This window comes from Exiguobacterium sp. 17-1 (assembly GCF_023096305.1).
Taxonomy (GTDB): domain Bacteria; phylum Bacillota; class Bacilli; order Exiguobacteriales; family Exiguobacteriaceae; genus Exiguobacterium_A; species Exiguobacterium_A sibiricum_A.
In genome coordinates this window covers 959099-984979 of sequence record NZ_JALIGJ010000001.1, presented here as the reverse complement: position 1 = coordinate 984979, position 25881 = coordinate 959099, and the positions used below count along the sequence as shown (strand labels likewise).

Sequence of the window (25881 nt, the reverse complement as noted above, 5' to 3'; positions counted from 1 at the left end):
CAAGTTTTTACTGTGATATATCGTTCATGTTCAGGATACATCCGGCTCTGACTTCGTACATTTGTTCTTATTTTACATTTCCTATCTGATTTACGCTATGCTGAATCAATTAATGGAACCAAAAAGACGATTTCCCTCCGTCGATTGGTTTATTCACATACTTCTGCCTCTTCCTCATTGAAATGCACGCATGAGTCCGATACAATGACTTATAGATGAGAACAGTACTTAGTTTCCAATGTTTTCGAATCGAGAGGAGAATGACCGATGGCTAAATTTACAATTGTTGACAAAGACACATGTATCGCATGTGGTGCTTGCGGCGCAGCTGCCCCTGATATTTATGATTACGATGATGAGGGCTTGGCTTATGTCATTTTAGATGATAACAAGGGAACAGCTGAAATTCCAGAAGCGTTATTTGATGATATGATCGATGCATTCGAAGGATGCCCGACAGATTCTATCAAAGTAGCGGATGAATCATTTGAAGGCGACGCACTTAAATACGAATAATGTTTGATTCACCGGTCTGCTCTTACAGGAGCAGATCTTTTTTTCGTAAAAAAAATCACTTTCCTGCGACCGGCGCAGAAAAGTGATCTAAGACAGGAAACGTTACCGTTTTCCTTTGATATACGGTACACCAACAGCTTTCGGCGCATCCGCCCGTCCAACGACACCGGCAAGTGCCAAAATCGTCAGCAAGTATGGTGCAATCAACAAGTAGACTTGTGGAATTTGATCAAGAAGCGGTAACTGTTGCCCGATGATCGAAATCGCTTGAGCGAATCCGAAGAACAGGGCAGCTCCCATCGCTCCGAGTGGATTCCATTTTCCGAAAATCATGGCCGCAATCGCAAGGAATCCTTGTCCGAGAATCGTCGTGACACTGAAGTTCAATGAAATTGATGTCGCATAAACAGCGCCGGCAAGACCACCGAAACCACCTGAGATCATGACACCGATGAAACGCATTTTCGTAACGTTGATTCCCATCGTATCTGCTGCCATCGGGTGTTCCCCGACTGAACGAAGACGGAGACCGAATGGTGTTTTGAAGATGACGTACCATGCAACGAATGCCAACGCAATCGCAATGTATGACGTGTAATAGACGTTAGCAAAAAACATCTTCAACACCGGGATATCTGATAAAAACGGGACGTTTTCTTTTGAAATCCGGTTCGGGATCGAATCTGTCTGTCCTTTTCCATAAAACGCACGAACAAGGAAAATAGCAAGACCAACTGCTAACATATTAATCGCTACTCCGAGAACCGTTTGATCGGCCCGGAACAGAATTGCTGGAATCGCGAGGAACAACGAGAACACTGCTCCGACAACGATGGCAATCAGCATGGCAATCCATGGACTAGCAGCGCCTAAACCCATCTTCGATAACGTTAAGGCCGAGACGATACCTGAGAATGCCCCCATGACCATCAGCCCTTCAAGTGCGATGTTGACGACACCAGAACGCTCACTGAAGATTCCACCAAGTGCTGCAATGATCAATGGAGCCGAATAGGCAAGTGCGATCGGTACGATAATATACAGTACTTCTAAAAAGCCCATTATTTATCGGCTCCTTTCACTTTTTTATCTTCGGGTTTCTTGACCGTGAATTTCTCGATCAAGAGACGGATCGCGTAACCCGAAGCGACGAAGATGATGATAAACGCGATGATGATTTTAATTAACTCTGGCGGGATTCCGATTTGTTGCATCGACAGACCACCGATGTTCAGACCCGCAAACAGTAAGGCGGCAAGTACGACCCCAATCGGATTGTTGGCACCTAGTAAGGCAACGGCAATCCCGTCGAATCCAACGCCCGTGAATGACGCATTCAGCGTCATGTTTTGGAATGTTCCTAACCCTTCCATCGCACCCGCTAACCCAGCAAATACACCCGAGATGACGAATGAAAGAACAATGTTCTTGTTGACGCCCATACCGGCATATTCTGCTGCACTCTTATTGAAACCAACTGCCCGTAATTCATAACCGAGCGTCGTTTTCCAAAGGATGAACCAAAAGACAAGTGCTGCCAAGACAGCAATGAAAATTCCGTTATGAAGACGTGAGAAATCCGTCAATTCTTGTAGGAACGGTGAAGCAAGTGATGCTGATTCTTTAACCGACTCCGTCCGTTCGTTTTCAATCCCGATGACGTGACGTAAAATATCATTCGTCACATATAGGGCGATATAGTTCATCATGATTGATGTGATAACTTCGTGAACGTGGAATTTTGCTTTTAAGATACCTGGGACTGACGCCCAAAGCGCTCCAGCAAGGCCTGCTCCAATCAGAGCGAGCGGTAAGTGAATCGCTGTCGGGAGATCAAACTCAATCCCGATCCAGACGGCAACCATCCAGCCGACTAACACTTGCCCTTCAACTCCGATGTTAAATAGTCCTGTCCGGAAGGCGAAGGCAACGGCAAGGCCCGCAAAAATTAACGGGGCAGCGGCTCGTAATGTTTCACCGATGCTGTATGGCTCCCCGAAGATGCCGTAAAATAATTGATCAAATCCGTCAATCGGATTATAGCCGCCAGCCAGCATGACAATTGCACCGACGACCATCCCTAAGATGATGGACAGAATTGGAATTAATATTCCGTAAAAACGTTCCAGTTTCATGAACGACCGACCTCCTCTTTCTTACCGCCGGCCATCAAGAAGCCAAGTTCGATTTCATTTGTTTCTTTTGGATCAAGGAAGGCAACTGTGCGTCCTTCATAAAGAACAGCAATCCGGTCGGATACCTGCAAAATTTCTTCCAATTCAAATGAAATCAATAGAACAGCTCGACCTTTTTCTCGTTCCAGAACCAATTGTTCGTGAATGAATTCAATGGCTCCGACATCTAGTCCGCGTGTTGGTTGTGCCGCAATCAGTAAGTCAGGGGAACGATCCACTTCACGGGCGATAATCGCCTTTTGTTGGTTTCCGCCTGACAGGGCACGAGCAAATGTTTCCGGACTTGGAGTTCGGACGTCGAACTTCTCGATTAAAGTTTTTGCTTTTTCCATGACCTGACCGTAGTTCATGATGCCTGCTTTTGAATACGGTTTTTGATAATACGTTTGTAACACCATGTTGTGTCCGATTGAGTAGTCGAGGACCAGTCCATGTTTATGACGGTCTTGCGGAATATGTCCGACTCCGGCTTCCGTCACTTTTCGTGGTTTTAAGTTTTTAATCGATTTGTTGTTGAGGAAGATTTCACCGCTGTCCGCTTTACGCAAACCGGTAATGGCTTCAATCAATTCCGTTTGTCCATTTCCATCGATTCCAGCGATTCCGACGATTTCACCGGCACGGATATCGAGGTTCAATCCGTCTACTGACTTGATACCGCGACTGTCTTTGACGACTAAGTCTTTGATGTCCAGTACAAGTTCTTGTGGAGTTGCCTTGGAATACTCCGCATTGAAGTTTACTTCCCGCCCTACCATCATCTCAGCCAGTCTTGATTGGGTCATCGTTTCATCGATATCAACTGTTCCGATATACTTACCACGACGAATCGTCGTACAGCGATCGGCGACTTCCATGATTTCCTTTAATTTGTGGGTAATCAAGATAATCGATTTCCCTTCAGCAATCAATCGATTCATGATTTGAATCAATTCTTTGATTTCTTGTGGGGTTAAAACAGCAGATGGCTCATCGAAGATTAGAATATCTGCGCCACGGTACAGTGTTTTTAAAATTTCAACACGCTGTTGCATCCCTACCGAAATATCTTCGATTTTTGCATCTGGATCAACGGCAAGACCGTATTGCTCCGAAATTTGACGGACTTTTTCGCGTGCCGCTGCTCGGTCGATTTTCAGACCGGCTTTCGGTTCTGCACCCAAGATGATGTTTTCTGTTACTGTGAAATTTTGAACGAGCATGAAATGTTGGTGTACCATCCCGATTCCCAGATCATTCGCAACGTTCGGACTCGTAATATTGACTTTTTCACCACGTACACGAATCTCTCCAGCCTCAGGCTGATACAAACCAAATAAGACGTTCATCAGCGTCGATTTTCCGGCACCGTTTTCACCAAGTAAAGCGTGAATCTCACCTTTCCGAAGCTGGAGCGTGATGTTATCATTTGCGACGAAACTGCCAAACTCTTTTCGTATGTTTAGCATCTCAATGACGTATTCCAAGAAAATCCACTCCCATGTTTAGTTTAAAAGGGGAGGCCGCAGTACTAGCGACCCCCGCTTCCAGTTTATTTCAGTGACGCTTCGTATTCTTTGTACTCGTCGTCAGTAGCTGGAACTTTGATGTCGCCAGCGATGATTTGTTTTTTGAAGTCTTCAACTTTCGTCAAGACATCTTTCGCTACATTGTCTTGCGATGGTGCGATATCAACTCCGCCGTCTTTGAGACCGAACTCAACGACTTTACCAGCTGGGAAGTTACCGTCTTTCGTATCTTTTGCTACTTGTTCAACTGCCGTATCTACACGTTTAACCATTGACGTCAATGTAACGTTTTCCGGCATACCTTCTTCAACTTGGTCACGGTCGACACCGATTACCCAAACATCTTCGCCGTTTTTCTTACGGTTTTTCGCTTCTGTGAAGACACCTTGTCCTGTTCCACCAGCAGCATGATAGATGACGTCAACTTTTTTACCGTACATACCTGAAGCAATCGCTTGTCCTTTTTCAGCAGCGTTAAAGTCTTCTGCATATTGAACTTCGATTTCTGCTTTCGGGTTGACAGCTTTAACGCCGGCTTTAAATCCACTTTCGAACTTTTTGATCAAGTCAGAGTTAACACCACCAACGAAACCAACTTTGTCTGATTTTGTTGTCAAACCGGCAACAACACCAACGAGGAATGACCCTTCGTTTTCTTTGAAGACGATTGAAGCAACGTTTGGCTTATCAACGACCATATCGACGAGGGCAAAGTTATTGTCTTTGAACTGATCCGCGACTTTACCGATATCTTCCGCCATCAAGAATCCGATACCGAGAATCAAGTCATATTTTGCACGAGCCAATTGCTGAAGGTTCGGTTGGTAATCCGATTGTTTCGCCGACTGGAGGTACTTGTAGCCTGTACCTTCTTTTAAGTCGTTGTCTTTACCGAATTTCTGAATCCCTTCCCACGCTGATTGGTTGAACGACTTATCGTCAACACCGCCTGTATCTGTAACCATACCTACTTTGAAGCCTGCTTTTTCGTCCCCGCCGCTTGAATCTTTCGAATCATCGTTACCACCACATGCTGCGAGTACCGAACTCATTGCTAAACCTGTTGCTGCTAATGCGAGAAGTGACTTCTTTTTCATCTGAAATAATCCCCTTTCGAATATGGTCATACAAAGTTCCTGACTACGTCAAGCACCTGAGGCTGGTGATGAGGAGCGTTACGTAGGTAGGTGGAAAGCGCTTTCAGTAAAACCCCTAAAACGAGTGGTTAGACACGCTTACGGATGACATGGAAATCAAACTTGTCCGCACGGAAATAGTTCGCTGAATAAAGAACGGATCGGTCAAGCTCATCATAATGCGTTTGTCGCAGTACGAGTAACGGTTGGTCCGTATGTAATTGTTCAGCGATCTTTGGATCAATCCGCGGCTCGATGTGCGTGACCGCATGAGTGACACGGCGTCCCAGTTCTTTTTCTAGTGCGTCAAACAGTGACGTCGAGGACGTAAACTGTTCTTCATTTTTAATATAATGGCTTGGAATCTTATCGACACAATAGACGACAGGAACATCTCCCGCAAGTCGGATTCGTTCGATTCGATAAACCAGTTCATCCGGTCCTAACTGAAAACGTTCTCGATCACGTTCAGTTGGTTGTACCATTTCTGATGACAGGACTTCTGAGGTCGGAATCATACCTGCACGCGCAATCATCTCCGTGACACTGTAAAGCTCCTCAATCCCTGAAGTAAACGGTGGTCTTGCATTGATAAACGTACCGACACCGTGTTTACGGATGACGATGTTCTCATCTTCAAGAATTCGTAAAGCCTCTCGAAGAGTCGCTCGACTAACGCCAAGTTGCTTTGAAAGTTCAAACTCTGAAGGTAACTTTTCGCCTTCCTTGTAAACGCCGTCATCGATGTCAGACTTGATTTTTTCAATCACACGTAAATAAAGCAAACGATGATCTAATTTAATCGACATGACGCATCTCCATCCTCTATCTAGTTGTAACCAGTGCTCAGACTTCTGACGTATGAGAACTCCAGCCAAGATAAGTATATGATGCCGGACTCAATCCTGCAATCATTTTGTAACAGGTTAGAAGTCTGACTTCTGGCGCTTTTGTAACCCTTTTCATAACGTAAATAAGATTGGAAGAAAATAGGGCATTCTACCTAAGAATACCCCTTTTCACTCTACCGCTTATTGTTCAGGGACAACTGTTTTCCCTTGAATGACGGCTTTTTTAGCTTGTTCGACCTTTTTCAATGTCTCTTTTGACAACTTGTCTGATTCTACTAAATCGACACCTTGTTCTTTTAAACCGTAACGAATCGTTTTTCCACCCGTTAGTTTTCCGTCTTTGGCCGCATTTGCTGTATCTTGAACGGCACGATCTACTCGTTTAATGACCGATGTCAATGTCACATCTTCCGGCATACCTTCTTCTTTTTGATCCCGGTCGACTCCGATGACTGAAACATCTTCGCCGTTTTTCTTACGGTTCTTCGCTTCTGTAAAGACACCATTTCCTGTTCCGCCAGCTGCAGGGAAAATGATATCTGCGCCTTTTCCGTACATACCGGCTGCGATTGCCTGTCCTTTTTCCGGTGCTGCAAAGTCTTCTGCGTATTGGACATCGACTTTGATTTTCGGATTGACGGATTTCGCGCCTGCTTCGAATCCGGCACGGAACCGTTCAATGACATCCATCTTCATGCCGCCGACAAATCCGATATGGTCTGTTTTCGTCTGCATGGCCGCTACGATCCCTGCAAGATAAGCACCTTCGTTTTCTTTGAACGTAATCGACGTCACGTTTTTACCCGGTACGACATTATCGATGATGGCAAATTGTGTATCGTTAAATTGTTTCGCTACTGTTTCGATGTCTTCGTTAAACGTATTCCCGATTCCGAATACTAAGTTTTCCCCGCCTCGTGCGAGTCGAGACAAGTTCGGTTGGTAGTCCTGTTGGGATTTGGATTGAAGATATGAGTAGCCTTCATTTTGCTTAAGCTGATTTTCTTTTCCATACGCTTGAAGGCCTTCCCATGCCGACTGGTTAAATGACTTATCGTCGATTCCACCTTTATCGGCAACCATCGCTACGGAAAACTGTTCCTTTTTACTTGAATCGTTGTCTGCTGAACCTCCACATGCTGCTAATCCGACTGTCGCAACGGTCATCATTGATACGAATGCATACTGCTTTTTCATCATCGCCAACTCCTCTTCCTGTAATGTGAGCGCTTTCATTATCTATTTGTGAAAAAGTCGCTCACGTACCTTTATCGGGTACGCCAACTCATATGACTGAGTATGACAAATATCTCGCACAAAATCAACAGACGTCTGACAACTATTTTCATGAAAACGGTTTAAGTTTTCATTTTTTGGTTTTCGGATGAAAAAAGAGGACAAAGCCTATGGTGGCTTCCTCCTCTTTCCGCTGTTAATGCCCCATGACACGTCGGGGTTTTGATCCTTCGGACGGACCAATCAATCCATTTTCTTCTAACGCATCAATCAGTCGGGCGGCTCGGTTGTAGCCGATTCGATATTTTCGTTGAATCATCGAGGTTGATGCTGTTTCTTGCGTCAAGATGAACTGAACGACTTCATCGTATAGCGGATCGTCGACTTCCGTCTCCCCTTCTGGAATATCCTTTGGAATCATTGCCTCGACATACTGCGCTTTTTGTTGGGAAATGACATGATTGACGATTGTTTCGACTTCTTCATCAGACAAAAATGCCCCTTGGACGCGAACCGGTTTATTCATTCCGTTCCCAAGCAATAACATATCTCCTCGTCCAAGCAACTTGTCTGCTCCACTTGTATCAAGAATCGTTCGGGAATCCGTCCCACTGGAAACGCTAAAGGCGATTCGGGACGGGATGTTGGCCTTGATGACACCGGTAATGATGTCGACACTTGGCCGTTGCGTCGCGATGACCATGTGTATCCCAGCTGCCCGTGCCATCTGGGCGAGACGCATGATGGCATCTTCGACTTCGTTTGAGGCGACCATCATCAAATCGGCTAACTCATCGACGATGACGACGATGTACGGGAGGCGTTGATGGACTTTTTCCTCCGCGTTCATCTTATCGATCAAGGCATTGTAACCTTCGATATTCCGCGCCCCGTTCTGACTGAAGATTTCATATCGCCGTTCCATTTCCGAAACGACCTGCTTTAAGGCTTGGGCCGCTTTCTTCGGATCGGTCACGACAGGGGCGAGCAAATGGGGAATGCCGTTATAGACATTCAGTTCGACCATCTTCGGATCAATCATCATCAGGCGGACTTCATCCGGTCGGGCCCGCATCAAAATCGAGACAATCATCCCGTTGATACAAACCGATTTCCCGGATCCGGTTGAACCGGCGACTAAGACGTGCGGCATTTTATTCAGTTTCGCCGTGACCGTCTCACCGGAAATACTTCGACCAAGCGCAACGAGTAAGCGGTCCGGGTCTGCCTGGACACTTTCCGCCCCTAAGACCTCTCGTAAAGAGACCATGGCGACTTCTCGGTTCGGTACTTCGATTCCGACGGCAGCTTTTCCGGGGATCGGTGCTTCGATCCGGATATCTTTTGCTGCGAGCGCAAGTGCCAAGTCATCGGCCAGTCCGGTTATTCGACTTAGCTTGATACCTTGATCCGGTTCAATCTCATATTTCGTCACACTTGGACCAAGGTGGATTTTTAAGACTTTTGCTCCGATTCCAAACGACTTTAACGTGGCAATCAGTTTCGTCGCATTGTCTTTTAATCGTTTGTTTTCTCCTGATAAATCTTTAGTGACGGGTTCTGCCAGTAAATCGAGCGACGGCAATTGATACCCGTCCGGTGTCTCCGTCATCGTCAGCGGTCCTTGCGGTTCTTTCGCTTGTGGTTCGACATGATCCGCAAATCCGATGATCGGTACATCTTGAAGGTTGACCGGTGCTTCTTCCGGTACAAGTTCTTCGCCGGCTTGTTTTTTCAGTGTTTTCTTTTTAGCAACCGGTTGTTCTAGCGTTTCTGACTGGGTCGGTTTCTTTTTCTCAGGACGTTCTTTTGGTACTGTCTGTCGTTCGCGTTGCCGGAATTCCTGAATGCGTTCCTTGATTCCGACAGCCAGTTCACTGAAAAATGTCGGCTGAAGCAGATGAATACCTGTCACAATCAGAAATAACCCGATCATAAATGCCCCAAAAGTCGAGATGTAATATGAAGAACCTTGATACAGCCAAGCATTCATGGCACCACGCGGTTGACCGAGTAACAAATCAATCCAGATTAAGCCGCCTAAAATCAAGGAAGACCAGGCCCATTTGGCTAACCGTTCTTGGTTCGACAAGATCAGCAACAGCATTCCCCCGATCAATCCATACAGGAGCGAACCAAACTGTCCGACTTGATCTTTTGCGAACTCGGCCAGCACTTCACCGACACGTCCAAACTGTCCAAGTGCTAACACATACGCCAGCAACGAAAGGACCGCGATGATTGCTGCATATGTACGGTATTGAATGGGTTGACGCTGTTTTTTCGTTGGCGGCCGTTTTTTCGCTGTGGTGCGCTTTCGTGGTGGTGTTTTCCGGACCGGTCCTTTTTTTGTCGTTGCCATCTTTCTCTGACCTCCTGATAAAAAAACGACTCAGCTGACCATCGATCGGCCTCCCTGAGTCGCTCTTCTTGTTAAATTTCCATGATGATCGGTAAAATCATCGGACGACGTTTCGTCTGTTCATACAAGTATGAACTTAACTTGTCACGAATCAATGATTTCATTTCTGTCCAGTCGAGCTCACCAGTCAATTTACCTTGCAATTGCTTGGCAACGATACGGTTGGCTTCATTGATCATATCTTCTGATTCACGCATATAAACGAAGCCGCGGGAAATGATTTCTGGCCCGGAGACAATCGTTTTATTTTTTCGGCTGATTGTAATGACACAGAGGACGACACCATCTTGTGACAACAGACGACGATCACGTAAGACGATGTTTCCGACATCCCCGACACCGATTCCGTCAATCAGGACGTTTCCGGCGTTCACTTTCCGTGACATCCGGGCTTTTCGTTTTTCAAATTCAACGACATCCCCATTTTCGATGATGAAGATATTGTTGGCATTGACACCTACAGTTTGGGCTAAACGGCTATGTGCTTTTTGCATCCGGAACTCACCATGGATCGGCACGAAGAATTTAGGCTTAATCAAGTTCAGCATTAATTTCAAGTCTTCTGCATGACCGTGACCGGATACGTGGACTTTCCGTTGATTGTAGATGACGTTCGCTCCCGCGCGGAACAAGAGATCAATCGTTTTCGAAACGGATTTCTCGTTTCCGGGAATCGGTGACGCTGCGACAACCACGGTATCGTTTAAGCGGATATTGACCTGCTTATGCGCGTTCCGTGCCATTCGTGTGAGAGCTGCCATCGGTTCGCCTTGCGAGCCCGTCGTTAAAATCACAACCTGATTGTCATCGAGTCGATTGATATCCGACAGTTCGACCAACGTTTTTTGTTTAAAGCGCAAGTAGTTCAAACGTTGAGCGACCTCCACGATATTGACCATGCTGCGACCGACAACCGCAACTTTCCGGTTGTTGGCTTCTGCCGCTGCAAAGACTTGTTGCAGACGGTGAACGTTTGATGCGAATGAAGCTACGATGACGCGACCTGGTGCCTCGTAGATGACATCATTAAGTTCCGATCCGACCGTTGATTCTGATCCGGACATTCCAGGACGTTCTGCATTTGTCGAGTCCGATAAGAGACACAGGACACCACGCTGACCAATCGCAGCAATTTTCCCGAAATCGGCTTGTTTGCCGTCAACCGGTGTGTAATCAAATTTAAAGTCTCCCGTATGGACAATCGCCCCTTGCGATGTTTGGATACATACCCCGACTGCATCCGGAATCGAGTGATTAACACGGAAAAATGTAATGAAGTGACCTGCTACGGTTAATTTCGTCTTGGCATCAATTGGACGAAGATCTGCCTTTTTCAATAAACCGGCTTCTTTTAATTTAATTTCAATCAAACCAAGCGTTAAACGTGTTCCATAAACCGGTACTTTTAAGTCCCGTAAGACATAACTGAGGGCACCAATGTGGTCCTCATGTCCATGAGTAATGAAAATCCCTTGAATCCGCTCTTTGTTTTCTTTTAAATAACTAATGTCTGGAATGACTTTATCAATTCCAAGCATCTCATCTCCTGGGAACATTAATCCGGCATCGATTACGAAGATGTCCTCGTCGAGTTCGACGACGTACATGTTCTTACCGATTTCACCGGCGCCACCAAGAGCAAAGACGCTTACCTTTTCCGTCTTTTTCTTTGACACGATATGACCTCCTATTTATATTCACTTTTCGTGAGCCGTCCACTTATCACTATCACTATTCTAGCCGAACTTTGCCATTCTGCCAACAACAGGGATGGTGAAAACGAAAAAAAACATCGTGTGACCATTCTTTCGGTCCACACGATGTTCGTTTTACGGATTCAACAGCTTCTCGATTTCCTCTGTTCGGTTCGCTTTTTCCTGCCTGCTCGGTTTCTCGCCTGCTTGAAGCTCATTCAAGGAATAACCGAATGTCATCTCGAAGTGCGGATAATCGACAAACCGTTTCCAATCTCCACCCCATTCAAAGCCAAGCGCCTTCCCAACAGCAGCCACCTCACGCCAATCACTTTTACCTGATTGATTTCCGTCATAGTCTAAATCGTAAGAAATATCTCCGTCTATCATTTGAACAAAGTCAATCGCCAAACCATAATTGTGCATCGATTCTCCGCCCCGCGCGTTAGTCACGACTTCTCCTGCTTGCGATCGCCCTTGTTCATACAGCGTATCCTGCTGTTTTTTTGTCCGATACCCTTGTGTGATCCGGATATCGATGTTGTAGCAGGAATGACTGAGACGAATCAAATCCTTGGCACCTGCACGAACTGCTGGGTGAAGTTGCTTTAATTGATCCGCACTGTCGTTGATGAGACGATTCTCACCGGCGCGGTCCCGCGGACAACTCTCAAGTCCTAACTCCGGCTGATCGATCAAAATACTCGGCATTCGATTAGTAGACGCTGCAAGAAAGGATCCGATGGCAAACATGACCAACAGGAACAAAATCCAGATGAAGATTGTTCCCCGTTTCATTAGCGGCGTAACTTCTTCCGGATTTTTTGAAGAATCGGCAACCCTGTTTCAAGCAACAGATACAACGGCTTGTTCAAGACATAGTCGAATTCTCCGATTTTTTCAATCATTTCACTGCCCCAACCTGATTTAAACGCATATAGACCGGCATAATGATCGTCCGGATCCGTTGATCCACTGACACCACCAAAGTCATATGAGAGGGCGCCGTGCGCTTTCGCATGACGCATCATCGTCCACTGCATTAAATGATTCGGCATGAATTCACGGTATTCGTTTGATGAAGCACCGTAAAGGTAATATGACCGTCGACCGGCCAAGGTCAACAAGCCGCCCGAAAGAATCACTCCGTTTGGATGTTTTGCCGCAATCGCCATCAGTTCGGTTTTGGACTTCTCTGCTTTTTCAATCTGAGCGGTCGTCTGTTCGAGTCGATTATTTAAACTGTTGATTTTTTTCTCGACCGTTTCTTTTTCCAGCTGACGATGGATTTTCGTTAATTCTTTATCTGCTTGTAATAAGGCTGCTTCCGTATTTTCAAGCGCCCGGACGACATCCAGTTTAGTTAAAAACAATGCCGCGTCTCCAGTTGGACGCAGATGATCGTATAGATTTTCAAAATAATCGAGACCACGAATCGAAAATCCATCGCGTTCGCCCGTTTCGACCATCAGGTTCGCAAATGTTTTTAACTCTTCCCGCGATGCCTCGTAACAAACAATCCCTTTTCGTTCGGCCAAACGGACATTATAACGGAACTTGGAATGGAAACGATCAAAAATTTCTTTTTCCGATCCTTCAAGACTTGTCTCCATCGTAAAGCGCGGTTGCGCATAATCAAATCCGCCTCCGAATCCGTTGTGCTTGAATCCGAGTTCCTTCATTTCTTGAAGCAAGTTCGGATATTCTGTCCGGTCGACGTTCGGATCGAGTTTAATGGTAATCGCTTTTCGTTTCTTTGCGACTTGAATAGCCGCATCCCGTAATGCCGCAACGGCTGCCTGATCTGTATAATCAACGACAAATCCGCGTGGAGCATAACATAACGTAAACGGTAATTTTGGAACTTTTTTAAATAATAACAACGCGACCCCAACCAGTTGACCGGTTGATGTTCCGACCGCAATCCGTTCATGCGTCCAGCCAGTCGCTGCTTTGACGGATCCCCAAGCAGGTAACTGCAGGAGATCTCCTTTCGGGTGGGTTTTTACAAACTGTTCAAACTGCGCCTGTTCAATTTCAAGTTGTTGATAAGTCACTTCTTTTCCTCCAATTGGCGTATCATCTCTTTGACGAGTACTTCTTCGTCGAGGGGCGTCTTCTCATCCCCAATGATTTGATATTTTTCATGCCCTTTTCCTGCCAGGATGACGATGTTGTCTGGACGAGCAAGACTCGCTGCGTAGCGGACTGCTTCTTCCCGGTCTCCGATTTCAACGAATTGATCGTGGAGCATACCGGATGCGATTCCGGATGTGATGGACTCATACGATTCAAAACGAGGATCATCGGTTGTGATGACGACTGTCCCCGCATACGTCGATGCGAGTTGCCCCATCATCGGACGTTTAGTCACATCCCGATTACCACCTGTTCCAATCAAGAAGATGATGTTTTCTTTCGGAACATCGACCAATGCTTTCAGACATTGTTCAATTCCATCCGGCGTATGGGCATAATCCACGTAAATGTTGTAGCCGTCAATCGGCAAACGTTGCATCCGGCCTTTTGCTGGCTGTATCTGAGTGATCGCATTCGAAATCTCAGTTAAACTGTAGCCGATTGAAAGAAGGATGCCGGTAGCGAGCAGTAAGTTATAGACGTTGAATCGACCGATGAATTGAACGGTCAGTTCGACCGATTGTTCTTGATAGACCATCGTAAACGTCGTTTCCTGAAGTGTTTGTGTAATATTTGTAGCCTTCAAGTCGGCCGGTTGATCAATCCCGTATGTCATGACACGAGCACCCGTCATCATCTCAAATAAATGACTGATCTCATCATCCGCATTCAAGACTGCCACTTTTTTATCGGACAGCCGTTGTCCGAGTTGGGCGAAGAGCAAGCCTTTTGCCCGTGCATAATTCTCGAACGTCTTATGGAAATCCAGATGATCGTGTGTCAAGTTCGTAAAACCAGCCACATCAAAATCTGTTCCGGTCACTCGACCAAGCTCCAATCCATGTGAAGAAACTTCCATGATGACGTCTTCGACGCCTTCTTGGTGCATCTGATGGAAAAAGGCCTGCAGTTCCGAACTTTGAGGTGTCGTATTTCGACTCGGGACGACCCGATCGCCGATTTTGACTTCGACGGTACCGATGATACCCGTTTTCCGACCCAACTGAGCCAAGACATCACGCACGATCGTCGTCGTCGTCGTTTTTCCATTCGTTCCGGTGATGCCGATCATCCGCATCTTTTCGGAAGGATAATCATAAAACTTACCGGCAAGTTCTGCCATCGCTCGGGTTGTGCTTCTGACAAGAATGACAGGAATCGTCACATCGAGCAAGCGTTCTGACACGATGGCGACAGCCCCCTGTGCTTCGGCCTGTTTGGCATAATCGTGTCCATCCACTGTATAACCTTTGATGGCGACAAATAACGTACCTGGCTTCACATCACGCGAATCGGTTGTTAAGGATGTCACGACTGCCTCTACCATACGTTCCGTTTTTTGAGTCTGAATGACTTCGATTAGTTCAGCTAAATTCAAGGGTATTCCTTCTTTCTCCACAACTTGTTTTTCAGTTACATGCTACTTCAGTGTAGGGTAAGGCTCACTCGGTTTCAAGGTCTGCCTCATCGATTTCCGGCAAGATGTACGCTTTAGCCGGTGGTTCGCTAAAGATATAGGCAATCATTTCCTGAACGTTAGCAGGCGTAATCTGTTCTACTTCAGCAAGTACATCTTCTAGTGTCGGATGCATTCCGAGATGGAGTTCATTCCGGGCATTACGGTTCATATGACTCGATGTGCTCTCATTTCCTAAAATCAACGATCCCTTTAACTGCTCAATTCCATCTTCGAGCTCTTTCGTTGTCAGACCGTGTTCGAGCAGTTGCTGGATTTCCGTTGAAAGAACAGTTTCCACTTCTTCCAACGTTTCTTTTGATGTTCCGACATAAATCGTAAACGTGCCATGATCATCAAACGTCGTATAGTAGGAAAAGACGGAATATGCTAATCCGCGGTCTTCACGAATCGATTGAAACAAGCGGCTCGACATCGTTGCTCCAAACGCATTATTGAGTAAGGCTAACGTCGGCAAGCGATCATCCGCAGAAGGAATCGCCCGGAAATTATAACAAACATGGACTTGTTCCGTATCTTTTTCCTTCCGTAACGAATCGCTTTTCAAAACGGGCTCTTCAATCTGCCGAACGGTCCCATTTGTCTGCAGTACACTGAATCGGTTTTTAATTTGTGTAATCAGTTCGTCCGTCACATGCCCTGCAACTGAGATGACGATTTGTTCCGGTGCATACGCTTCCTGCAGGTACTCTACAATCATTTGACGGCTGAGCTGTTTGACACTTTCTTCCGTACCGAGAATCGGTCGTGCCATGACATCTTCCCCGTACGCCGCAACTGCTAACAGTTCATGTACCAAATCATCCGGTGTATCTTCATACATTTTAATTTCTTCAATCACGACCCGCTTTTCTTTTTCCAGTTCCTCTTCGTCAAACGTCGACTCCAAAAACATGTCTGCCAAGACATCAAACGCCGTGATGGCGTGTTCATCCAATGTCTTCACATAATAACAGGTCTGATCTTTACTCGTGAATGCATTAATATTACCACCCAAGCGGTCAAAATAAACGGCAATTTCTTTTGCCGATTGTTTTTTCGTCCCTTTAAACATCATGTGTTCAATCAAATGACTGATACCATGTTCTTCTTTTGTTTCCGTCCGTGAACCGGCTTTTATGAAAATACCGGTTGCCACACTCCGGGCATTCTCAATCCGTTCACTGACGATTCGAACCCCGTTCTCTAATACAAGTCTTTCGACCATCGTTCATTCCTCCTTGAAATATGAAACAAGGTGGCCCGCGGTGCACGTATTCGCACCGTTGAGCCACCTTTGTTTTCATTAGTTACGACGCGGTGGACGTTGTCCGTCACGTGGTGGGCGAGATCCAGTATCCCGACGCGGCGGGCGGCTGTCACGCTCTGTTTTTTTCTTTTCATCGTATGCAGCGCGATCTTCCGCACTCATACCTTCAACAAGCAGTACTTTATGCGATGCATTGACACGTCCTTTGTCATCGACTTCCGTGACACGGACTTTCAATTTATCGCCTAATTTAACGACATCTTCGGTTTGACCAACACGCTCAAGCGCTAGTTCCGAGATATGCACAAGGGCATCTTTCCCTTTGAACAATTCGACGAAGGCACCGAATTTTTCGACGCGGCGAACTGTCCCGTCAAATTCTTCTCCGATGACGACTTCACGGACGATATCTTCAATCAACTGACGAGCACGGTTAATACCGTCTTGATCCGTTGACGCGATAAAGACGGTTCCGTCTTGATCGATATCGATTTTAACACCCGTCTCATCGATGATGCTGTTGATGACTTTACCGCCGGGTCCAATCACATCACGGATTTTATCCGGATTGATTTTGAGTGTGACGATTTTCGGTGCATATTTAGACAACTCAACACGTGGTTCAGCAATGACTGAATTCATGTGTTCGAGGATGTGTAAACGACCAAGACGCGCTTGTTCAAGTGCCTCTTCTAAAATTTGGCGCGTAATTCCGCCAATCTTCATATCCATTTGAAGGGCAGTCACACCATCTTTAGTTCCTGCGACTTTAAAGTCCATATCGCCGAGATGATCTTCCATACCTTGAATGTCAGTCAAGATTGAATAGTTTTCGCCTTCTTTGATCAAGCCCATTGCAATTCCGGCAACCGGCGCTTTCAGCGGCACACCTGCATCCATCATGGCAAGGATTGATCCACAAATCGACGCCTGTGAAGACGATCCGTTTGATTCGAGGACTTCCGACACCAGACGAATCGTGTAAGGGAAATCTGTTTCTGATGGAAGAACTGGTAACAGTGCACGTTCCCCTAGTGCTCCGTGACCGATTTCACGACGACCCGGTGCACGCATCGGACGCGCTTCTCCGACTGAGAACGGCGGGAAGTTATAGTGGTGCATGAAACGTTTTTCTGCTTTGAGTCCAAGACCATCGATGATTTGCGCATCTCCTGCGACACCGAGCGTTGCAACAGACAAGACTTGAGTTTGACCACGAGTGAAGAGACCTGAACCGTGTGCACGCGGTAACAATCCGATTTCTGAATCAAGCGGACGGATTTCGGCAAGACCACGACCGTCTGGGCGGACTTTATCTTCTGTGATCAAACGACGCACTTCTGTTTTGACGAATTTGTTCAAGACACCCGATACTTCTGCTAATTGTGCTTCCGTAATCGAATCATCTGCTGCGTACTGATCGATATATTTCGAAATGACTTCATTGATGGCAAGATCACGTGCTTGTTTTTCTTCGACTTGAACAGCCATCGTCACTTCTGCAAGCGCGTCGGCTTTCAAGCGATTGACAAGTGTCTCGTCAAACGAAGAGACCGTATAGGCGAATTTTTCTTGACCAACAGCTGCGACGATTTCTTCTTGGAACGCAATCAATGTCTTGATGACGTCATGTCCGAGAAGAATCGCTTCAAGCATCGCTTCTTCTGAAACTTCTTTTGCACCTGCTTCAACCATGTTGACCGCATGTTTCGTTCCGGCAACTTGAAGGTCAATATCGCTTTCAGCCGCTTGACTCATTGTCGGATTGACGATGAACTCACCGTTCACACGACCAATCGTCACGCCTGCAATCGGACCATCGAATGGAATGTCTGAAATCGACAAGGCGATTGAAGCCCCGATCATCGCTGCGACTTCTGGTGAATTGTCTTCGTCCGAAGATAATACCGTCGTTGCGACTTGGATGTCGTGACGGAATCCATCCGGGAACAATGGACGGATCGGACGGTCAATCAGGCGTGATGTCAAAATCGCATTTTCGCCTGGACGTCCTTCACGTTTTAGGAAACCGCCTGGAATCTTACCTGCTGCATATAATTTTTCTTCATAGTTCACTGTTAATGGGAAGAAATCTAAGTCTTTTGGTTGTTTTGATGCGACGACCGTCGCAAGGACTGCAGTCTCACCGTAACGGATCAATGCTGCTCCGTTTGCTTGTTTGGCCAGTTGACCGATTTCAATTGTTAATGGACGTCCACCGAGTTCGGTCGAAAACGTCTGCTTTGTTTGTGACATGCACAAATCCCCTCTCACTTCTATCCGTTTTTTCATTCAAATCTAATTATGGATGTTCTTGAGCCAAATGTCCATGAATCGGCAAAAAAAAGAAGCAGGAGACGATGCTCCTGCTTCCTTGTTGATCTGTTCGGATTAGCGACGAAGACCAAGACGCTCGATCAATGAACGGTAACGTGAAACATCCTTGTTACGAAGGTATGTGAGCAAGTTACGGCGACGACCAACCATTTTCAAGAGACCACGACGTGAGTGGTGATCCTTTTTGTGTGTACGTAAGTGATCGTTTAAAGTTGTGATCTGTTCAGTTAAAACAGCAACTTGTACTTCCGGCGAACCAGTATCGCCTTGTTTCGTAGCATAAGCTTCGATAATTTCATTTTTACGTTCTTTAGTGAGTGCCATTGTCACTCCACCTCCATCTTTTGAATGACCGTATTGCCGAGCATCGGATGGTGAGACCTGATGCCAAGCCAACCGGCTGTACGTATTCGTACTGACTCATCATATCGAACCGATGACCGTCTGTCAAACCGTTAATGCCTGCATCGCGTGAATTTTATCTTGGGCGAGCTGGGTTTTTAAGCTCTCAATACCGTCGAACGCTCGTTCATCCCGTAAGTATGCCATCCACTCAAGCTTCAGTTCCTGTCCATATAAATCTTCGTCAAATGCGAGCAGGTGGGTTTCGATACTGACTTCTCCCGTCTCATAAAACGTCGGTCTCCGTCCGATGTTCGTCATCGCCGGAAATTTCCGACCATCCTCTAGATGAACGAACGTCGCATAGACACCTAGTTTCGGAATGACATAGGCGAATTCCGGGCGGATATTGGCCGTCGGAAACCCAATTTGTCGACCGCGGGCGTCACCATGAATGACAATCCCTTTCGTTTGATACGGCTCGCCTAGAAACAGGGCTGCCTCCGCGACAGCGCCATCGGCGAGCAGACGGCGAATTCGGGTCGAACTGACCTTTTCATCGTCTGCTTGGTGTTCTGAAACGATTGTATGATCAAACCGTCCACGGCTGTGGAAGTCAAGCGTCGCCATCTTGCCCGCCCCGAACCGTCCATACGAATAATCAAAGCCTGCGACGATATGGCGTGCCCCGGCAGCAATTAAATAATGATCAACGAAGTCTTGTGGTGACAATTCTGAAAAGGCGACTGTGAATTCAATGACATACACCCGGTCAATGCCAAGTTCCGCCATCTTTTCGAGTTTTCGGTCAAGTGGTGTAATGTAGAGAATCTGCTCCGTTCCGTTCCCAAGGACTTGTTTCGGATGAGGGTCAAACGTCATGACCGCTACCGGCAGATGTAATTCGCGGCTTTTTTCAATTGCGGTTTGTAAAACACGCTGGTGTCCAAGGTGTACGCCATCAAAAAAGCCGAGTGCGATGACAGCCGGGTCTTCTACTGGTTGTTCTGGATATGTTAAATGAATGATGTCCATTCCTGATCTCTCCGATCTTAATCGATTTGTAACATGACTTCCACGCGTCCCATATTGATTTCGGAATCAAGCCGATAGATTGCTAAAGGGATGCCCTCTTCATTATAGACAGTAAAGCGTTCAAATTCGACCGGAATGCCTGGTAATTTGGCACCATTCAATACACGGGCTGCAGTCTCGGCATCTACAGTCAACCGCGGCCATTTTTGAATGACTTGTTCAATCGGTAAGACGTACTTCATCCGCTCTTCGACAGTCTCGCATGCTTCAAGCGTTGCAAGTGTCACCGCTTCTGTTTCGGACATCGCACCCGAGCTCGTCCGGCGTAACTCACTCATATGGGCCGCATAACCTAAACGTTCACCGATTTCAACCGCAAGCGTCCGGATATACGTCCCTTTTCCACAGGCAATTTCAATTTGAAAACGGCAGACATTGTCTTCGAAAGTCAGCCCGGATGTTCGTTCTAATGTATCGATTTGGACGATCCGGGTCGGTCGTTCCACTTCGATGCCTTTACGGGCATATTCATATAATTTTTTCCCGTTTACTTTCACGGCCGAATAATAGGGCGGTGTCTGTTCAACCTGTCCGGTCAGTTGATTGAGTATTTCATCGACTTGCTGCTCTGTAAATGCATCGGGTATGACAGACGTTTCCCGGACGGTTTCCCCGTGGGCATCTTCGGTCGTCGTTGCATAGCCAATCGTTACTTCTGCGACATACCTTTTCCCTTCGTCCGTAATGAAGCGCGCAAGCTTCGTCGCTCGTCCGAGACAAATCGGCAAAACACCTGTCACTTCCGGATCAAGCGTTCCGGTATGTCCGACTTTTTTTGTTTGAAAAAGGCGACGCAGTCGAAAAACACAATCGTGACTCGTCATACCTGCTGGTTTATCTAACGGTAATACTCCGATGGGTTCCATCCTTGTCCCTCCTAAAAAAGGACAACCACAGGTGTGGTTGCCCTTGTCTTGTTAATCCTTGTTCAAGTTCCGGAGCAACTCATCGATCCGTGATCCATACTCGACAGATGTGTCAATCTCAAACAGCAATTCAGGTGTCTTCCGTAAACGGATCCGTGATCCGATTTCTTTACGCATGAACCCTTTTGACTTTTCAAGACCAACGCGCGCTTCTTCACGCACTGTTTCATCACCGAGCACCGAATAAAAGATCGTTGCTTGTTGTAAGTCACCTGTGACTTCAACACCAGTTACCGTCACCGCCTTGACACGCGGATCATTCACATCTTTGATCAACATTTGCGTAATTTCTTTACGCACCTGCTCTGCTACACGATTGGAACGTACACTCATTCTATATCCCTCCAGTTCGGATTCTGATCCGTTCTGTTACTTGCGTTTTACTTCTTCCATGATGAATGCTTCGATGACATCGTCTACTTTGATGTCGTCATACCGTTCGATCTTGATTCCACACTCGTAACCGGCTGCAACTTCTTTGACATCGTCTTTGAAGCGGCGCAACGTATCGAGTTTTCCTTCATAAATAACGATGCTGTCACGAACAACACGGACACCTGCAGCACGTGTCAATTTACCTTCTGTGACATAACCACCGGCAATCGTTCCGACTTTCGAGACTTTGATGACGTCACGAACTTCAGCTTGACCGATGATTTTCTCAACGAATTCTGGGTCAAGAAGACCTTTCATCGCTTGTTCGATTTCTTCAATCGCATTGTAGATGATTTTGTGAAGACGAATCTCAACCTTCTCTTGGTCGGCCATCGATTTAGCATTACCATCCGGACGGACGTTAAAGCCGATGATGATCGCGTTGGCTGCTGAAGCCAAGATGACGTCACCTTCTGTGATCGCACCGACACCCGAGTGGACGATGTTGATTTTAGCACCTTCAACATCAATTTTCTTGAGTGAACCGGCAAGGGCTTCGACAGAACCTTGAACATCACCTTTGATGATGATGTTGAGGTCTTTGACTTCGCCTTCTTTGATCCGGTCGAAGAGGTCTTCCAAGCTGACTTTCGCTGAATCACGGCGTTGTGCCTCGATTTCACGTTGGTAACGGGCTTCTCCGATTTGACGGGCTTTTTTCTCGTCTTCAAACGCAAAGAATTGATCACCGGCTTTTGGTACATCGTTTAAGCCTGTGATTTCGATTGGTGTCGATGGACCAACTTCTTTGACACGACGACCGATATCGTTGACCATTGCCCGGATCCGACCGAACGTATGACCGACAACGATTGGATCTCCGACACGAAGTGTTCCGTGTTGGACAAGTAATGTTGCGACAGGTCCACGTCCTTTATCGAGTTTCGCTTCGATGACCGTTCCACGGCCGTGCATGTCTGGTGTAGATTTATATTCTTGGACTTCAGAGACAAGGAGAATCATCTCAAGCAACTCATCGATTCCGTCTCCTTTAAGAGCTGAAACCGGTACGAAAATCGTGTCGCCGCCCCAGTCCTCGGCTACGAGTTCGAATTCCGTCAATTCTTGTTTGACGCGGTCTGGGTTAGCGCCTTCTTTATCCATCTTGTTGACAGCAACGATGATCGGAACACCAGCTGCTTTTGCGTGGCTGATGGCTTCTTCCGTTTGCGGCATGACACCGTCATCTGCTGCGACAACGATGATGGCGATATCCGTGACATCTGCTCCACGTGCACGCATTGTCGTAAACGCGGCGTGACCCGGTGTATCGAGGAAGGTGATTTTCTTTCCTTCGATTTCAACTTGGTAGGCACCGATATGCTGCGTGATTCCGCCGGCTTCGCCTGCTGTGACTTTTGTGTTTCGGATCGAGTCAAGCAATGTCGTTTTACCGTGGTCAACGTGTCCCATGATCGTAACGACCGGTGGACGTTCTGACAATTCGTAGTTATCGAGATTCAGTTCATATGCATCGAAGTCTGTTTCATCGACTTTCACTGTTTTCTCGACTTCAAATCCGAAGTCAGATGCAAGCAATTCAACCGTCTCATCATCAAGATCTTGGTTAATGGTCGCCATGACGCCCATTCCCATCAATTTCATGATCAGTTCGTTTGGTTTTTTATCCATTTTTTCAGCCAATTCGCCGACTGTTAAATTGTCTGCGTATTGAACGACGTTCGCCATTGCTTCTTCTTGCGCCCGACGTGCTGCTTTTCGTTGGCTTGATTTTGAATTTGGATCTGCTACTTCTAGTTTACGTGGTTCCACTTTTTTCTGTGGACGGCGTTTTCCACCGCGGTTGTTACGGTTTCCGAATTCTGGACGTCCGCCTTTTGTATTGCGTGATTGGTTCCCTGCTGGTTTGTTAGTTGTTCCTGGTCTGTTCGGTTTATTGTCTGATTTCACTTGTTTTGGAGCCTCCGTTTTTTGGACCCGATGTTTCTCGGGATTAAATACTTTGTCGAGTTGCTGTACTGTCTGTTCATCTAAAACCGCCATATGATTCTTAACGGGTTTTTCCAGCTTTTCGAGCTGGGCGATGACCTGCTTACTCGTTACATTCTGTTCTTTCGCGAATTCGTATACACGTTTACCCAAAAGATCCACCTCCAGTTAATCGTTCGAGAGGAGTTCCGTTAGCTTTTTCGCAAATCCGGCTTCGTTGACTGACACGACAACACGCGCGTCTTTCCCAAGTGCATGTCCAAGAATATTTCGATCTCCGACTTCGATGTACGGAACACGATAACTTGTACATTTATCCGTCACTTTCTTACGCGTGGCAGCCCCCGCATCTGCTGCTAAGAGGACGAGTTTGGCTTGTCCCCCCCGTACTTCTTTCAGTACGAGTTCTTCTCCAGTCGTCACTTTCCGCGCTCGGTTCGCGAGACCAAGGAGCGATTCCCATTTACTCATGTGTACCTCCCGCGATCGCAAGCAATTGATCATATAACGCATCTGTTGTCTTGACTTTCAGATGGTGATCGAGTGTGCGCTTCTTTTTTGCTGTCGCAATGACAGTGGCATCTTTAGTCAAATAGGCGCCTCGCCCATTCATTTTACCATTAAGATCGACGACAACCTCACTATCAGGTGTCCGAACGACCCGAATTAACTCTTTTTTAGGACGCATCTCCTGTGTGATGACACATTTGCGTAATGGTACCTTTTTTTGCACGAATTATTCCTCGCCTTCGACTTGGACCGTTTCCACGTCAACTGCTTCTGCTGCCGCAGGTTCGACTTTCATGAAGACATCTTTCAATTCCATCGATTCTGCTTCTGATTCGCTCTTGATATCAATTTTCCATCCTGTTAACTTGGCAGCTAGACGGGCATTTTGACCACGTTTTCCGATCGCCAGTGACAATTGGAAATCAGGTACGACGACGATTGTTGCTTTTGCCGGCTCATTGACATACACTGCGACGACTTGTGCTGGACTTAATGCATTGGCGACGTATTCTTTCGGATCATCTGAATAACGGACGATATCAATCTTTTCTCCGTTTAATTCGTTGACGATACGTTGGACACGCGCTCCTTTTTGACCGACACATGCACCGACAGGATCGATCTCGTCGGAAGCAACGGCAATCTTCGAACGGTCGCCGGCTTCACGTGCCACCGACTTCACTTCGACTTCTCCGCTGGCGATTTCAGGTACTTCGATTTCAAACAGGCGTTTTAATAAACCTGGATGTGTCCGTGATACGAGAATCGATGCGCCGGATCCTTTGACCATTGGATCGACTTTCGTCACGTACACTTTGATGTATTCACGAATTCCGAAACGTTCATTCGGCATCTGTTCGTGTGTCGTCAATACGGCTTCAATACCTTCGAGATTGACGTAAAGGTTACGTGCATCTTGACGTTCAACCATTCCCGTCATGATTTCATCTTCCCGGTCGGCGAAGTGATTGTAAATACGTTCCCGTTCTGCTTCGCGCATCTTTTGTGTGACGATTTGTTTCGCCGTTTGTGCTGCAACACGTCCAAAATCACCTGGTGTCACTTCAACTTTATGGAAATCACCGAGTTCATACGTCGGATCGATTTCGTGTGCTTCCTCGAGTGAAAGCTGTTCTTCCGGCTGTGTCAAGCGTTCAACAACCTCTTTTAAGGCGAAGACACGGATATCTCCTGTCTGTTGGTCAAACTCGACTTTTACTGCCTCCGACTCTTTTCCAAAGTTGCGACGGTAAGCGGAAATCAATGCCTGTTCCAGCGCATCGATGATAATATTCTTATCAATCTCTTTTTCTTTAGCGATTTGTTCGATTGCTTCAAGTAACTGTGGTCCCATCGTTCTCTTCCTTTCCTTAGAACACTACCGCAAGCCGCGCCATCGCGATCTTGTTCACCGGTATTTCAATTTTCAATTTTCGTGTCTTCACACGGACTTCGAGTTCAAGCATTTCTTCAGAATAAGCCAGTAATGTACCCTCAAATTCTGTCGCATCCTTGACGGGGTCATGTGTCTTGATGTAGACGTGTTTGCCAATCGCCTTTTCGAAATCCTCGGTTTTTTTGAGTGGTCGTTCAGCACCCGGACTCGCAACATCTAAATAGTAGGGTTCGTCAATCGGATCATCTTGATTCAATGCTTCCGACAACTTTTCATTGATGTTGACACAGTCTTCCAGGTCAACGCCACCTTCTTTATCGATGGAGACACGTAGGAACCAATCCGCCCCCTCTTTGACGAATTCGACGTCGACAAGCTCCATCCCCTCTCGTTCTACGATCGGTTTAGCGAGTTGTTCGACCTTCTCAGTTACGTTCGTCATCTTCATCCTCCTTCAAAAAACAAAC

Annotated in this window: 23 protein-coding genes; 1 reads left to right on the top strand and 22 read right to left on the bottom strand. The window is 46.6% G+C overall.

Translation table 11 applies throughout. The features are described from left to right. Window positions 1–267 precede the first annotated feature (267 nt). Window positions 268–516, top strand: coding sequence for a ferredoxin (locus tag MUN34_RS04815; protein ID WP_012370689.1), 249 nt, complete (start codon window positions 268–270; stop codon window positions 514–516). 102 nt (window positions 517–618) lie between these two features. On the opposite strand, the gene MUN34_RS04810 is transcribed toward MUN34_RS04815, so the two are convergent. From MUN34_RS04810 to rimP, 22 genes are all read right to left on the bottom strand, one after another. Next, window positions 619–1578, bottom strand: a complete 960-nt coding sequence (locus tag MUN34_RS04810; RefSeq protein WP_114595539.1) for an ABC transporter permease — start codon at window positions 1576–1578, stop codon at window positions 619–621. Further along, window positions 1578–2651, bottom strand: coding sequence for an ABC transporter permease (locus MUN34_RS04805; protein WP_026828056.1), 1074 nt, complete (start codon window positions 2649–2651; stop codon window positions 1578–1580). Before MUN34_RS04805 ends, MUN34_RS04810 begins: the two co-directional genes overlap by 1 nt. After that, window positions 2648–4177 (bottom strand): ABC transporter ATP-binding protein, encoded by a 1530-nt coding sequence (locus MUN34_RS04800; RefSeq protein WP_026828055.1) that lies wholly within the window; start codon window positions 4175–4177, stop codon window positions 2648–2650. The genes MUN34_RS04805 and MUN34_RS04800 overlap by 4 nt, the downstream gene beginning before the upstream one ends. Before the next feature lie 65 nt (window positions 4178–4242). Continuing rightward, window positions 4243–5316: a BMP family lipoprotein gene (locus tag MUN34_RS04795; RefSeq protein WP_026828054.1), complete on the bottom strand. Its 1074-nt coding sequence runs from the start codon at window positions 5314–5316 to the stop codon at window positions 4243–4245. A gap of 128 nt (window positions 5317–5444) precedes the next feature. Continuing rightward, window positions 5445–6164, bottom strand: a complete 720-nt coding sequence (locus tag MUN34_RS04790; protein ID WP_012370694.1) for a GntR family transcriptional regulator — start codon at window positions 6162–6164, stop codon at window positions 5445–5447. 222 nt (window positions 6165–6386) lie between these two features. Further along, window positions 6387–7406: a BMP family lipoprotein gene (locus tag MUN34_RS04785; protein WP_247856969.1), complete on the bottom strand. Its 1020-nt coding sequence runs from the start codon at window positions 7404–7406 to the stop codon at window positions 6387–6389. Between the two features lie 232 nt (window positions 7407–7638). Beyond that, window positions 7639–9804, bottom strand: a complete 2166-nt coding sequence (locus MUN34_RS04780; RefSeq protein ID WP_247856968.1) for a DNA translocase FtsK — start codon at window positions 9802–9804, stop codon at window positions 7639–7641. 71 nt (window positions 9805–9875) lie between these two features. Beyond that, the gene (locus MUN34_RS04775) at window positions 9876–11540 is read right to left on the bottom strand and encodes a ribonuclease J (protein ID WP_026828051.1); all 1665 of its coding nucleotides are present in this window, start codon (window positions 11538–11540) and stop codon (window positions 9876–9878) included. 153 nt (window positions 11541–11693) lie between these two features. Further along, the gene (locus MUN34_RS04770) at window positions 11694–12356 is read right to left on the bottom strand and encodes a M15 family metallopeptidase (protein WP_247856967.1); all 663 of its coding nucleotides are present in this window, start codon (window positions 12354–12356) and stop codon (window positions 11694–11696) included. Further along, window positions 12356–13615, bottom strand: coding sequence for a lipid II:glycine glycyltransferase FemX (locus MUN34_RS04765; RefSeq protein WP_026828049.1), 1260 nt, complete (start codon window positions 13613–13615; stop codon window positions 12356–12358). Before MUN34_RS04765 ends, MUN34_RS04770 begins: the two co-directional genes overlap by 1 nt. Further along, complete coding sequence (locus MUN34_RS04760; RefSeq protein ID WP_247856966.1) at window positions 13612–15075, bottom strand: UDP-N-acetylmuramoyl-L-alanyl-D-glutamate--2,6-diaminopimelate ligase; 1464 nt, start codon at window positions 15073–15075, stop codon at window positions 13612–13614. The genes MUN34_RS04765 and MUN34_RS04760 overlap by 4 nt, the downstream gene beginning before the upstream one ends. 64 nt (window positions 15076–15139) lie before the next feature. Continuing rightward, entirely contained in the window at window positions 15140–16381 is a 1242-nt protein-coding gene (locus MUN34_RS04755) for a M16 family metallopeptidase (RefSeq protein WP_026828047.1), read from the bottom strand. Window positions 16382–16459: 78 nt separating this feature from the next. Next, window positions 16460–18679 (bottom strand): polyribonucleotide nucleotidyltransferase, encoded by a 2220-nt coding sequence (gene pnp, locus MUN34_RS04750; RefSeq protein WP_026828046.1) that lies wholly within the window; start codon window positions 18677–18679, stop codon window positions 16460–16462. Window positions 18680–18814: 135 nt separating this feature from the next. Continuing rightward, window positions 18815–19084: a 30S ribosomal protein S15 gene (rpsO, locus tag MUN34_RS04745; RefSeq protein ID WP_012370703.1), complete on the bottom strand. Its 270-nt coding sequence runs from the start codon at window positions 19082–19084 to the stop codon at window positions 18815–18817. Window positions 19085–19207: 123 nt separating this feature from the next. Beyond that, window positions 19208–20137 (bottom strand): bifunctional riboflavin kinase/FAD synthetase, encoded by a 930-nt coding sequence (locus MUN34_RS04740; protein ID WP_247856965.1) that lies wholly within the window; start codon window positions 20135–20137, stop codon window positions 19208–19210. Between the two features lie 17 nt (window positions 20138–20154). Further along, entirely contained in the window at window positions 20155–21063 is a 909-nt protein-coding gene (gene truB / locus MUN34_RS04735) for a tRNA pseudouridine(55) synthase TruB (protein ID WP_247856964.1), read from the bottom strand. 51 nt (window positions 21064–21114) lie between these two features. Beyond that, the gene (gene rbfA / locus MUN34_RS04730) at window positions 21115–21456 is read right to left on the bottom strand and encodes a 30S ribosome-binding factor RbfA (protein ID WP_012370706.1); all 342 of its coding nucleotides are present in this window, start codon (window positions 21454–21456) and stop codon (window positions 21115–21117) included. 36 nt (window positions 21457–21492) lie between these two features. Further along, on the bottom strand, window positions 21493–23661 hold the full coding sequence (gene infB / locus MUN34_RS04725; protein ID WP_026828043.1) for a translation initiation factor IF-2: 2169 nt from the start codon (window positions 23659–23661) through the stop codon (window positions 21493–21495). Window positions 23662–23676: 15 nt separating this feature from the next. Next, the gene (locus MUN34_RS04720; protein WP_012370708.1) at window positions 23677–23979 is read right to left on the bottom strand and encodes a YlxQ family RNA-binding protein; all 303 of its coding nucleotides are present in this window, start codon (window positions 23977–23979) and stop codon (window positions 23677–23679) included. Next, entirely contained in the window at window positions 23972–24241 is a 270-nt protein-coding gene (gene rnpM, locus MUN34_RS04715) for an RNase P modulator RnpM (RefSeq protein ID WP_012370709.1), read from the bottom strand. Before rnpM ends, MUN34_RS04720 begins: the two co-directional genes overlap by 8 nt. Before the next feature lie 3 nt (window positions 24242–24244). Next, window positions 24245–25372 (bottom strand): transcription termination factor NusA, encoded by a 1128-nt coding sequence (nusA, locus tag MUN34_RS04710; protein ID WP_026828042.1) that lies wholly within the window; start codon window positions 25370–25372, stop codon window positions 24245–24247. A 16-nt stretch (window positions 25373–25388) separates the two neighbouring features. Continuing rightward, a complete protein-coding gene (gene rimP / locus MUN34_RS04705; protein ID WP_026828041.1) occupies window positions 25389–25856 on the bottom strand; it encodes a ribosome maturation factor RimP in 468 nt (155 codons plus the stop codon). Window positions 25857–25881: the final 25 nt, after the last annotated feature.